Source organism: Micromonospora sp. NPDC004540, from assembly GCF_040610095.1.
Lineage (GTDB): Bacteria > Actinomycetota > Actinomycetes > Mycobacteriales > Micromonosporaceae > Micromonospora.
In genome coordinates this window covers 10,025-22,561 of record NZ_JBEXLR010000007.1, presented here as the reverse complement: position 1 = coordinate 22,561, position 12,537 = coordinate 10,025, and the positions used below count along the sequence as shown (strand labels likewise).

The following is a 12,537-nucleotide window of genomic DNA, read 5'->3' as shown; positions in this document are numbered from 1 at the left end:
CACCGGACGGCGGTGTCGGGCGGGGGCCGACCGGCGTCGCCATCTCCACCGAACAGGTGGGAATTGCAGAGAATCTCCAGGTCGCGCGTCCCGGATCGTGAACGGGTCTTGACGCCGCCCATCGCCTGCCCCAGTCTTCCTACCAACTAAGTAGGAATACTGCGGATTGGATACACGATGAGACGGCTCCCCTTCCGCCGCCTGGTCACCCTGGCCACCCTCGCCGTGGTCGGCGCGGCCACCCTGGGCGCCACCGCGGCCTGCGGCGACGACAGCGACGACGCGGCCGGCGGCTCCGGTCCGGTGACGCTGCGCCTCGGCTACTTCCCGAACATCACCCACGCGCCGGCCGTCGTCGGCGTGGAGAAGGGCATCTTCAAGGAGAAGCTGGGCGGCGACGTCACGCTGGAGACCAAGACCTTCAACGCCGGACCGGCGGCCATCGAGGCGGTCTTCTCCGGCGCGCTCGACGCCACGTACATCGGTCCGAACCCGACCGTGAACGCCTTCTCGAAGTCCAAGGGTGAGGCGGTCCGGGTCGTCTCCGGCGCCGCGTCCGGCGGCGTCGCGCTGGTCGTGAAGCCGGAGATCACCTCGGTGGAGCAGCTGCGCGGCAAGAAGATCGCCACCCCGCAGCTCGGCAACACCCAGGACGTCGCGCTGCGCTACTGGCTCAAGGAGAAGGGCCTGCAGACCACCAAGGAGGGCGGCGGCGACGTCAAGGTGGTCCCCCAGGAGAACGCGCAGACGGTGGAGACCTTCAGCAGCGGCGCCATCGACGGCGCGTGGGTGCCCGAGCCCTTCGTCTCCCGGCTGGTCAACGCGGGCGGCAAGGTGCTCGTCGACGAGCGCGACCTCTGGCCGGACAAGAAGTTCGTCATCACCAACCTGCTGGTCAGCACCAAGTTCCTCAAGGCGCACCCGGACGTGGTGAAGAAGCTGGTCGAGGGGCAGGTCGCGGCCAACGAGTTCGTCAACAGCAAGCCGGACGAGGCCCAGCAGGCCATCTCCGACCACATCGGCAAGATCACCGGCAAGCCGCTGGACCTCAAGCTGATCAAGCAGGCCTGGCCGACGCTGGAGTTCACCAACGACCCGATCCCGGCCTCGCTGAAGACCGGCCTGGACCACGCGGTCGCCGTCGGGCTCACCCAGCCGGTCGACCTGAACGGCCTCTACGACCTGAAGTACCTGAACGAGGTGCTCAAGGCCCAGGGCAAGGCCGAGGTCGTCCAGCCGTGACGTCGACCACGACGACCCCGCGCAGCGCGACCGGCTCGGTCGCGCTGCGCGGCGTGACCAAGGTGTACGGCCAGGGCGATCAGGCCGTCCTGGCGCTGGACAGGGTCTCGCTGGACGTCGCCCCCGGCGAGTTCGTCTGCCTGGTGGGCGCGTCCGGCTGCGGCAAGAGCACGCTGCTCAACCTGGTCGCCGGGCTGGACCGGGTCAGCGGCGGCCGGATCGACCTGGGCGAGGGGGTCAACCCCGGGCTGATGTTCCAGGAGTCGGCGCTGTTCCCGTGGCTCACGGTCGAGGGCAACGTCGAGGTGCCGCTCAAGCTGCGCGGGCTGCCCCGGGCGGAGCGCAGGGCGCGGGTCGCGGAACTGCTGCGCACCGTCCACCTGTCGGAGTTCGGCCGCAAGCGCCCGCACCAGCTCTCCGGCGGCATGCGGCAGCGCGTCGCGCTGGCCCGCACGCTCGCCCTGGACACGCCGGTGCTGCTCATGGACGAGCCGTTCGGCGCGCTCGACGCCATGACCCGGGACATCCTCCACGACGAGCTGGAGCGGATCTGGTCCGAGCGGAAGCTCACCGTGATCTTCGTGACCCACAACGTCCGCGAGGCGGCCCGGCTCGCCGACCGGATCATCCTGCTCTCCAGCCGGCCCGGCCGGATCATCTACTCCACCGAGGTCGACGTGCCGCGACCCCGGCGGATCGACTCGCCGGAGATCGCGGCCATCGCCGCCGAGGTCACCGACCGGCTGCGTACGGAGGTGGGCCGCCATGGCCAGTGACACCCTCGCCGGAGCACCGCGTTCGGACGCGGAGATCTCCGGCCTGGACGCCCTGGAGATCGCCGGCCGGGAGAAGGTGCCGTCCCGGGTGCGCCGGGTCTGGTCGGCCACCTGGCCAAAGCTGGCCGCGCTGGCCCTGGCCATCGCCCTGTGGCAGGCCGTGGTCTGGAGCGGCTGGAAGGACCCGTGGGCGCTGCCCGGGCCGGTGCCGGTCTTCGCGGACCTCGGTCATTACGCGCTCAGCTCGGCGCTCTGGGAGGGCCTGGCCACCACCGCACGCCGGGCCGCCGTGGGCTTCGCCGCCGCGGTCGCCGTCGGTTTGCTGCTCGGCCTCGCGGTGGCCCGGGTGAAGGTGCTCCGCGCCGCGATCGGCTCGATGATCACCGCGTTGCAGACCATGCCGTCGATCGCCTGGTTCCCGCTTGCGATCCTGCTCTTCGAACTCAGCGAGCAGGCGATCTTCTTCGTGGTGGTGCTCGGCGCGGCGCCGTCCGTCGCCAACGGCGTCATCCACGGCGTGGACTACGTGCCGCCGCTGCTGGTCCGGGCCGGCCGCAACCTCGGCGCCCGGGGGCTCAACCTCTACCGGTACGTGGTCGCGCCCGCCGCGCTGCCGGCCATCGTGGCCGGACTCAAGCAGGGCTGGGCGTTCGCCTGGCGCAGCCTCATGGCCGGCGAACTGCTGGTGGTCATCGCCAGCCGGACGTCGATCGGCGCGCAGCTCACCTACGCCCGGGAGCTGAGCGACCCCGTCCGGCTGATGGCCATCATGATCGTCATTCTGGTGGTGGGCATCGTGGTGGACGCCGCGTTCGGCGCGGCCGACAAGGCGATCCGCCGCCGCTGGGGCGTGCTGGACCAGGCCGGCAACTGAGGCCGTGTACGTCTCCGCGCGCGCCGACTACGCGCTCCGGGCCATGCTCGCCGTCGCCGACGCCGCCGGGTCCACCGGCGACGGGGGGTACGGGGGCGGCGAGCTGGTCAAGGCGGCGAGCCTGGCCGAACGCCAGGACATTCCGCTCAGCTTCCTCCAGAGCATCCTGCTCGACCTGCGCCGGGCCGGGCTGCTGCACAGCCACCGCGGCACCGAGGGCGGGTACGCGCTGACCCGCCCGGCCGCCGAGATCAGCGTGGGTGACGTGCTGCGGGCGGTGGGCGGGGCGCTGACCAGCGTCCGGGGGATGCCCGCCGACCGGGCCGGCTACCACGGGGTGGCCGCCGGGCTGCGGGACGTCTGGCTGGCGGTGGACGGCGCGATCGCCCTGGTGGTCGACCGGACCACCCTCGCCGACCTGTTGGCGGACCGCGCCGCGGCATCCTGACCGCCCCCGGCCGGATCGGGCCGCGGGTGCGACGCGGCCCGGACCCGATCGACTCCGGCTCGGCGAGCCGGCGTTGTCCCGGCACGCCGGACCCCGCCGCCCGCCGGGCCGGAGTGGAGGATCAGCCCCGGCGGCGCGGGCGGCGGGACCGGGCCGGCCGGGAGGCCGGCGCGGGGTGCGGCGCGGGCGGCGGGGTGAGGCTGACCGGCACACCGGTGGGCTGGCGGGCGCCGGTCACGCGGGCCAGTTCCTCGTCGCCGGGGCGCACCCGGGCGGTGTGCGGGGTGATGCCGGCGACGGTCATCAGCCGGGAGACGTCCCGACGCTGCTCCGGCAGGACCAGCGTGACCACGGTGCCGGACTCCCCCGCCCGGGCGGTCCGCCCGCCGCGGTGCAGGTAGTCCTTGGCCTCGGTCGGCGGGTCGGCGTTGACCACCAGATCCAGCCCGTCGACGTGGATGCCCCGGGCCGCCACGTCGGTGGCCACCAGGGCGGTCACGTGGCCGGTGCGGAACTGCTCCAGGATCCGGGTGCGCTGCGGCTGGGTCTTGCCGCCGTGCAGCGCGGCGGCGCGTACGCCCTTGGCGAGCAGTTGGCGGGCGACCCGGTCGGCGCGGTGCTTGGTCGCCATGAACAGGATGGTGCGGCCCTCGCGGGCGGCGATGTGGGCCAGCGCGGCCGGCTTGTCCTCCGCCTCGACGTGCAGCACGTGGTGGGTCATCGCGGTCACCGTGGCGGTGCCCGGGTCGACGGAGTGCGACACCGGGTTGCTCAGGAAGCGGCGGACCAGCTTGTCCACACCGCCGTCCAGGGTGGCCGAGAAGAGCATCCGCTGGCCGTTCGGGGCGACCTGCTCCAGCAGCTTCGTCACCTGCGGCAGGAAGCCCATGTCGGCCATCTGGTCGGCCTCGTCGAGCACGGTGACGGCCACCTGGTCGAGGCGGGCGTCGCCACGGTCGATCAGGTCGTGCAGCCGGCCGGGGGTGGCCACGAGCACCTCGGCACCGGCGCGCAGCGCGTCCGCCTGCCGCTGGAGGGAGAGCCCGCCGACCACGGTGGCGCAGCGCAGCCCGAGCGCCCGGGCGTACGGGGTGAGGGCCGCGGTGACCTGCTGGGCCAGCTCGCGGGTGGGCACCAGCACCAGCGCCAGCGGGCGGCGGGAACCGGCCCGGCGACCGGCCGTGCGGTGCAGCAGCGGCAGCCCGAAGGCGAGCGTCTTGCCCGAGCCGGTGCGGCCACGGCCGAGCACGTCGCGGCCGGCCAGCGAGTCCGGCAGGGTCGCCGCCTGGATCGGGAACGGCTCGGTGATGCCCTGCGCGGTCAGCTCGGTGACCAGTGCCGGGGCCAGGCCGGCGGCGGCGAAGGTGGAAATGGTCATGGTCATGCGAAAAGCCTTCCTCGACGCGGCACGTGTCGAGGAAGGGCGCCGGGAGCGGCGCGTCACCGGCGTCGCCGGTGGTCACAAGCACGAACCGAAAAGGTACGGGCCGGCCCGCCGCAGCACGCCACGTCCCGCGGAGCGGGTGGGCGGCGCAGCGGACCGGCCCGTCACCGCGCCCGGGGGGCGCGATGGGTGTTACCGGATGATCCGAAGATCAGAGCGGACGGATGTTCTCCGCCTGCGGGCCCTTCTGGCCCTGGGTCACCTCGAACTCGACCCGCTGGTTCTCGTCCAGGCTCCGGTAGCCGGAGGTCTGGATCGCCGAGAAGTGGGCGAAGACGTCGGCGCCGCCGTCGTCCGGGGTGATGAAGCCGAAGCCCTTGTCAGCGTTGAACCACTTGACGGTGCCAATTGCCATTTGTTTCGTCTCCTTGACGGAACGTTCGGACCCGCACCTGTTGCGGGCCGAAGAGGAGCACACCGCGCGCGAGTGCGCGGCGTACCTGTCGCTGCTGGTCGCCCCGCCCGGAGAACTCCGGACACAACAAAGAGCGCCTGGGGCCACAATCCGCCAGGCGCACACAGAGTCTCTGGAAACCAAAACTGCAACGCGCCTAACCTACCACGATCTCTGCAACACCGCGCCCTCTGTCGGAAATTCCGGCACCGCCGCGACCAGCGCGGTCAGCCCCGCGGCGTCGAGGAGGTCGGCCGGGCGGACGGTCACGCCGTCCCGGACGTAGTGGAAGGCGGCACCGACCCGCTCGACCGGCACCCCGGCCAGCTCGGCCCAGGCCAGCCGGTAGACGGCGAGCTGCACGGCCGCCGCGTCGGCCTCCCGCCCGGCAGGCTGCCGGCCGGTCTTCCAGTCGACCACGTCGTAGCGGCCGCCGGGGCGGGCGAAGACCGCGTCCATCCGGCCCCGGACCACCACCCCGGCGATCACCGTGGCGAACGGCACCTCCACCTCCACCGGCACCCGGTCGGCCCACTCGCTGGCCAGGAAGCGCTCCTGGAGTTCGGTGAGCGCGTCGTCCGGGGCGGCGTCGTCGTCGGCCGCGCCGGGCAGCTCGTCCACATCGAGCAGCCGGTCGGCGCCGAACCGCTGCTCCAGCCAGGCGTGGAAGGCGGTGCCCCGCCGGGCGTACGGGTTGGGTTCGGCGGGCATCGGCCGGCGCAGCGTGCGGGCCAGCGCCTCCGGGTCGCGGCGCAGCGCCACCAGCTGGGTCACCGACAGGTGCCCGGGCAGCTCCACCTCGACCGCCTCGGCCCGCCGGGCCAGCTCGGCCCGCTCGGCGAGGAGCAGGTCCGCCTCCCGCCGCCAGCGGGCCACCTCGGTGTCCTCGGCGGGCGCCTGAGTGTCGGCATCCTCGGCCGGTGCCGGCGCGGTCGCCGCGGCGGCGGCCAGCAGGGCCTCCTCGCGGCGGGCCGCCTCGGGGTCGGCCAGGCAGCGGCGGACCAGGGCGGCCGCCTCGGCCAGCGCCGGCCGGCGGGCGCCGAGCGGGTCGGCCGGCCACTCGGCCCGCAGCACCGTCTCGGTGGTCGGGTTGACCGCGTCCCCGGCGGGCTCGGGCGCCCAGGCGTCGACCAGGTGGCCGTCCGCGCCGGCCAGGCAGGCGTCATGCACCTCGCGGAGGAAGACCGACGGGCCGCGGAACCGCTTCGTCCCCTCCCCCCACCAGTAGCCGGAGCAGAGCAGCAGCCGGCGGGGCCGGGTCACCGCCACGTACGCCAGCCGGCGCTCCTCCCGCTCGTCGTGCGCCCGCCAGGCGTCGGTGAAGTCCTCCACGGCCCGGGCCACCCCGCGCTGGTCCTCCGCCCCGTCGAGGCCCAGCTCGGGCAGCCCGTCCGCGTCGCCGCGCAGCGGGAACGGCAGCACGCCGAGCCCGCCCAGCCAGTGGTCGGAGTTGCGCACCGGCCCCGGCCAGACGCCCCGGGTCAGCCCGGCGACCGACACCACGTCCCACTCCAGGCCCTTGGCGGCGTGCGCGGTGAGTATCTGCACCGCGCCCTCCACCACCTCGACCTCGCCCGGGGTGAGGCCGCGCTCCTCGTCCTCGGCGGCGGCCAGGTAGGCGAGGAACCCGGCCAGCGTGGCGCCCGGGGTCTCGCCGCTGAACCGGGCCGCGACGTCGCCGAGCGCGTCCAGGTGGGCGCGGGCCAGGCCGGCGTCGCCGGCGCCGTCCCGGCCGGCCCGGACCGCCACCTCCACGTCCAGGCCGATGGTCCGCTCGATGTCCGCGATCAGCTCCGGCAGGGACTGGTCCAGCCGGTAGCGCAGCAGCGCCAGCTCCATCCCGTACGACCGCAGCCGCGCGTACCCCTCCGCCGAGTACGCCTGCGCCGGCCCCAGGTCGGCGAGCGCCTCGACCAGGGTGGCCTCGTCCAGTGCGTCCACGGTGATCTCCGGCCCGTCGTCGCCGGTCACCTCCCGGCGGGCGCGCGCGACGGCCCGGGCCCGCCGGTGCAGGGCGACCAGGTCGCGCGGCCCGATCCGCCAACGCGCGCCGGTGAGCAGCCGCAGCAGCGCCGCCCCGTCGGTCGGGTCGGCGAGCACCCGCAGCGTGCAGACCACGTCCCGGACCTCGGGGGTGTCCAGCAGGCCGCCCAGGCCGACCACGTCGACCGGCAGCCCGCGGGCGCGCAGCGCCGCCTCGATCGCCGGGATCTGGCTGCGCAGCCGGACCAGCACGGCGGTGGTGGGGCGCCGGTGCGCCGGGATGTGCTCGGGCAGCGCGTCCGGCATCCCGGCCGCGCCGCGCCAGGCGGCCAGCACGCTGTCCGCGATCCAGTCGGCCTCGTCGGCGTACGTCTCCAGCAGCGCGCAGTGCACGGTGCCGGCGGCCCGCCCGCCGGGGCTGCGGTGCGGGATCGGGTCGCGGACGCTGAGCGCGGCGTGCAGCTCGGGCACCCGGGCGCCGGCCGCCCGCAGCGGCACCGACAGCGCGTTGGCGACGCCGAGGATCTCCGGCCGGTTGCGCCAGCTCGTGGTGAGGCTGAGCACCTCGGCGGGAGCGCCGTCGGTGCGGGCGAACTCGGCGGGGAACCGGTCCAGCGTGCCGGCGCTGGCCCCGCGCCAGCCGTAGATGGACTGGCAGGGATCACCCACGGCGGTGACCGGATGGCCGCCGCCGAAGAGCGCGTTGAGCAGCACCACCTGGGCGTGGCTGGTGTCCTGGTACTCGTCGAGCAGCACCACCCGGAACCGGTCCCGCTCGATCACCCCGACGCCGGGGTGGTCGCGGGCCACCCGGGCCGCCCGGGCCAGCTGGTCGGCGAAGTCCATCGCCTCGAAGTCGTCCTTGCGCCGGCCGTAGGCGCGGACCAGCGGAAGCAGCTTCAGCCGGGTCTGCTGGAGCTGGAGGGCCTTGCGCACGTCGGCGTAGACCCGGCCCGGGCGGGACTGCACCTCGGCGAAGAACCGGCCGGTCCAGGCGGCCAGCTCGTCCGGGTCCACCAGATGCTCGTCCAGCTCACCGGCCAGGGCGAGGACGGCGTCGGTGATGGTCGACGGCATCCGGTCCACCTCGGACATGTCGCCGTCGTAGTTGCGCACGAGCAGGTCGACGAGCTGCCAGCGGGACGCCTCGGTGAGCAGCCGGGTGGTCGGCTCGTAGCCGGCGCGCAGCCCGTGCTCGGTGACGATCCGGCCCGCGTACGAGTGGTAGGTGGAGACGGTCGGCTCGCCCGCCAGGGGGTCGGCGTGCGGGTCCCGGCCCTGCCGACCGAGCCGCCGGATGAGCTGGTCGAGCCGGGTGCGTACCCGGTGCGCCAGCTCGCCGGCCGCCTTGCGGGTGAAGGTGAGGCCGAGGATCTGCTCGGGGCGGACGTAGGAGTTGGCGACGAGCCAGACCACCCGGGCGGCCATCGTCTCGGTCTTGCCGGAGCCGGCGCCCGCGACCACCAGCAGCGGCTCCACCGGCGCGGCGATGATCGCCGCCTGTTCCCGGGTGGGCGCCGGCAGCCGGAGCAGCTTGGCCAGCTCGACCGGGGTGTAGCGGGGGCCGGCGTCGGCCGTCCGGGGCACCGGGGTGGCGGTGGTGCTGAACAGCGTCGGCTGGGTCGTCATGGGTGCTCCGTGGGCGGCTCGACGACCTGGCGTCCCTGCCCGGAGACCGGGCAGCTCGTCCGCACCGGGCAGACCCGGCACTTCGAGTTGGCGACGGCGGCGAAGGTGGCGGCGGCCATCGTGTCGGCGGTGCGCCGGACCAGCGCGGTGGCCCAGCCGGCCTCGGGCCCCTCCCCGGCGGCCGCCTGGGACTGCTCCTTGGCGTCCTTGGCCCCGGTGCCGAGCTGCACCAGCGCAGCGCCACCGGACTCCTCGCCGAACTCGGCGAACGCCCCCGCCTCCACGGCCGCCTGGTAGGCCCCGAGCTGCGGGTGCTCGGCCACCTCCCGCTCGGTGACCGCGGTGGACTTGCCGGTCTTCAGGTCGATCACCACGAGCCGCCCCTCGGCGTCGATCTCCAGCCGGTCGACCCGGCCGGTCAGCTCGACCGGCCGACGCGGGTCGTCGAGGCGGACCGCGAACTCGTGCTCGATGGCGAGCAGCCGCCGCGGGTTGCCGGCCAGCCACCGCAGCAGCTTGTCCACCATGGCCTCGGCGCGGGCCCGTTCCGGGCCGACCATCCAGCGGGCGGCCAGCTCGATGGCGTCGAACCGGGCGGCCACGTACTCCAGCAGGGCGGTCCGGTCGACGCTGGCGTCCTCGGCGAGCATGGCGGCGGCGTGCACCAGGTTGCCGACGCCCTGCGCGGCGCTGGCCGGGGCGCTGCCGCCGTGCCGTTCCAGCAGCCAGCGCAGGCTGCACCGCAGCGCGCTCTCCATCGCCGACGGGGTGACCTTCACCGGCTCGCCCTCGTCGACCAGCGGCCGGTCGTCGGAGAGCCCGCGCAGCCCCCACCAGTCGTCCGGATGCGCGCCGGGCACCCCGGCGGCGGCCAGCCGGGCCAGCTCGGCCGCCGCCGCGCGCCGCCGGGTGACCGGCGCCGCCGGGTCGGTGACCGCGGTACGCAGCTCCGCCACCAGCGCCGACAGGGTGAGCCCGCGCGGCGGCAGGGTGACCGGCAGCGCGCCGGGCGCCCCGTCCTGGGGATCCTCGTCCCCCGCCGGCACCGGCCCGTCCGACGCCGGCGGCACGGTGAGCGCGGCACCGTCGCCGGGCCGGCGACCGGCCAGGTTCGCCGGGGTCCCGGCGGCACCGCCGGTCGGGCCGCCATCGCCCGGGCCGCCGTGGGTCGGGCCGCCATCGCCCGGGCCGCCGTCGGTCGGGCCGCTCGGGCGCGGGCCCGGGTCGGGGCCGGGCGGCGTCGTGCCGCCCCCGCCGACGGCGGGCGGATCCGTGGCGGCCAACTCGTGCAGGAAGCGGCTGGGCTGCTCCTCGTGGTCGTCGCCGCCGACCGCCGCCGAGGCGACCGCGGTGACCAGCAGCCGGCGCCGGGCCCGGCTGACGGCAACGTGGAACAGCCGGCGCTCCTCGTCCAGCAGCGCCGAGGTCTGCCCGACCAGGCTGGCCCGCAGCCCCGCGCCGTCGGCCCGGCCGGCGAGCACGTCGACCAGCCGCTCCGAGCCGAGCAGGCTGCCGCGCAGCCGAAGGTCCGGCCAGACGCCCTCCTGCACCCCGGCGACGGCGACCAGGTCCCACTCCAGGCCCTTGGCGGCGTGCGCGGTGAGCAGGCGTACCGCCTCGCCCCGGTCGGCGCTGGCGGCGAGGGTGTCGGCCGGCAGCTCCTGGCCGAGCACGTGGTCGAGGAAGACGTCGGTGCGCGCGCCGGGCAGCCGGTCGGTGAACCGGGCCGCCGCGTCGAAGAGCACCATGACCGCGTCCAGGTCGCGGTCGGCGGCCTCGGCCCGCCAGCGCTGCGCGGTCTCGTGCTCGCCGGTGGCCGCCCGGCCCCGGGTGATCGCGCCGGCCCAGCGCTCGGCGAGGCCGCTCTCCCGCCACACCGCCCAGAGCACGTCCTCGGCGGTCGCGCCGGGGGTGGCGGCGGCCTGCCGGGCGGTCTCCAACAGGTGCGCCACCGCCTGCGCCGGTGCCGCCCAGCGCCGCTCGACGGTGGCCAGCTCGGCCGGGTCGCGCAGCGCCTCGACGATCAGCTCACCGGAGGGGCGGCGGTCGCCGCCGGCCAGCGCGAGCGCGCGCAGCCCCTGACGGAGCCGCCGCTCGGCGAGCGGGTCCGCGCCGCCCAGCGGCGAGTGCAGCAGGGCGACCGCGGACTCCTCGTCGAGCCGGTCGGGGTCGAGCGCGCAGCGCAGCAGGAGCAGCAGCGGGGTCACCCCGGGCTGGAGGTGAAGCGGCAGGTCCTCGCCGTGCACCACGGTCGGCACCCCGGCGGTGTGCAGGGCGCGGCGCAGCGAGGGCAGCTGCCGACCGGTGGAACGGACCAGCACCGCCATCCGGGACCACGGCACCCCGTCGAGCAGGTGCGCCTCGCGCAGCGCGTGGGCCAACCAGGCGGACTCGCTGGTGGCCGAGCGGAAGGTGCGCACCTCCAGGGCGCCGGGCGGGGCGTCGGGGAGCGGGCGCAGCCGCCGGTGCGCCGCCGGGCCGCGCAGCCGGCGGGCCAGCCGGGCGGTCGCCGCCAGCAGCTCCGGCCCGGCCCGGTAGGAGGTGGTCAGCGTCACCTGGGCGGCCGGCGCCCCGGAGGCCGTGCGGAACCGGTGCGGGAAGGTGGTCACGCCGGCCGGGTCGGCGCCGCGGAAGGCGTAGGTGGAGGCGTCCGGGTCGGCGAAGGCGACCAGGGACTTGCCGCCGCCGGCCACGACGGCGAGCAGGTCGAGCTGGGCGGGGTCGGTGTCGGCCAGCTCGTCGACGTAGACGTGGGCCAGCCGGCGGCGCTCGGCCGCCAGCAGCTCCGGGTCGTCGAGCAGCATGCCGGTGGCGGCGCGGACCAGCTCGGCCGGGTCGTACGCGATGGAGCCCCGGTTGCTCACGTCGCGCAGGGCGAGGACGGCCACGTACTCGCGGAGGAAGCGGGCGGCGGCCGGCCAGTCGGCGCGGCCCAGCTTCTCCCCCAGCCGGGCCAGCTCGACCGGGCCGACGCCCCGCTCGGCGGCGCGCATCAGCAGGTCGCGGAGCTGCTGGGCGAAGGCCCGGGTGCGCAGCGCCGGGAGCAGGTCCTCCGGCCAGCCGACCGGGTCGTCCGCCGGCTCCTCGCCCACCGCGTCGAGCAGCTCGCGGATGATCAGGTCCTGTTCGGGGCCGGTGAGCAGCCGGGGCGAGGGTTCGCCACGCTCGGCGGCGGCCCGGCGGAGCAGGCCGAAGGCGTACGCCGCGAAGGTGCGGACCAGCGGCTCGCGGACCACCCGGTGACCGTCGCCGGCGATCCGCGCCTCGATCCGGTGGCGCAGCTCGGTGGCGCCCCGCCGGCCGAAGGTGAGCACCAGGACGTGTTCCGGGTCGACGCCTTCGGCCACCCGGGCGGCGACCGCCTCGACCAGGGTGCCGGTCTTGCCGGTGCCGGGGCCGCCGACGACCAGCATCGGCCCGTCGGTGTGGGCGACAACCTCGGCCTGCACCGGATCCGGCCGGCGCGGCGGCGGGTGTGCGGCATCGCCCGCGGACCCCCCGGATCGCGGCTCCGTCTCGGCCGGCCCGCCGGACCGACCACCCCCCTGCCCCGCCCCGGCGGCGCGGGAGACCCCCGTCCCCACCCCACCGGGCCGGCGCACCAACCGGTACGCCTGCATCCCCGACATCCCACCACGCCGGTACGACACGCGAAAACCTGCCGCCCTCCCCCGCACCCCAGCTCACGTCGATCATGAGGTTGGCGGCACCCAGGGAGATCGACTTCGCCGTCAACCTCATGATCGT

Annotated in this window: 8 protein-coding genes; 4 read left to right on the top strand and 4 right to left on the bottom strand. The window is 75.7% G+C overall.

All coding sequences use genetic code 11. The features are described from left to right. Positions 1 to 177 precede the first annotated feature (177 nt). The 4 genes from ABZV78_RS03980 to ABZV78_RS03965 are packed head-to-tail and all read left to right on the top strand — an operon-like array spanning position 178 to position 3,340. Positions 178 to 1,242, top strand: coding sequence for an ABC transporter substrate-binding protein (locus ABZV78_RS03980; protein WP_355635281.1), 1,065 nt, complete (start codon positions 178 to 180; stop codon positions 1,240 to 1,242). After that, positions 1,239 to 2,018 carry an ABC transporter ATP-binding protein gene (locus tag ABZV78_RS03975; protein WP_355635280.1) on the top strand — a complete coding sequence of 260 codons (780 nt, stop codon included), beginning with the start codon at positions 1,239 to 1,241 and terminating at the stop codon, positions 2,016 to 2,018. The genes ABZV78_RS03980 and ABZV78_RS03975 overlap by 4 nt, the downstream gene beginning before the upstream one ends. Further along, complete coding sequence (locus ABZV78_RS03970) at positions 2,008 to 2,892, top strand: ABC transporter permease subunit (protein ID WP_355635279.1); 885 nt, start codon at positions 2,008 to 2,010, stop codon at positions 2,890 to 2,892. The genes ABZV78_RS03975 and ABZV78_RS03970 overlap by 11 nt, the downstream gene beginning before the upstream one ends. 4 nt (positions 2,893 to 2,896) lie before the next feature. Beyond that, positions 2,897 to 3,340, top strand: a complete 444-nt coding sequence (locus tag ABZV78_RS03965; protein ID WP_355635278.1) for an Rrf2 family transcriptional regulator — start codon at positions 2,897 to 2,899, stop codon at positions 3,338 to 3,340. 121 nt (positions 3,341 to 3,461) lie between these two features. Here ABZV78_RS03965 and ABZV78_RS03960 read toward each other — a convergent pair whose 3' ends face one another. From ABZV78_RS03960 to ABZV78_RS03945, 4 genes are all read right to left on the bottom strand, one after another. Beyond that, on the bottom strand, positions 3,462 to 4,724 hold the full coding sequence (locus tag ABZV78_RS03960; protein WP_355635277.1) for a DEAD/DEAH box helicase: 1,263 nt from the start codon (positions 4,722 to 4,724) through the stop codon (positions 3,462 to 3,464). 211 nt (positions 4,725 to 4,935) lie between these two features. Beyond that, positions 4,936 to 5,139, bottom strand: coding sequence for a cold-shock protein (locus ABZV78_RS03955; RefSeq protein ID WP_013288421.1), 204 nt, complete (start codon positions 5,137 to 5,139; stop codon positions 4,936 to 4,938). A 201-nt stretch (positions 5,140 to 5,340) separates the two neighbouring features. Further along, positions 5,341 to 8,790: a UvrD-helicase domain-containing protein gene (locus tag ABZV78_RS03950; protein ID WP_355635276.1), complete on the bottom strand. Its 3,450-nt coding sequence runs from the start codon at positions 8,788 to 8,790 to the stop codon at positions 5,341 to 5,343. Then, positions 8,787 to 12,410: an ATP-dependent DNA helicase gene (locus ABZV78_RS03945; RefSeq protein WP_355635354.1), complete on the bottom strand. Its 3,624-nt coding sequence runs from the start codon at positions 12,408 to 12,410 to the stop codon at positions 8,787 to 8,789. The genes ABZV78_RS03950 and ABZV78_RS03945 overlap by 4 nt, the downstream gene beginning before the upstream one ends. Between the last annotated feature and the right edge of the window lie 127 nt (positions 12,411 to 12,537).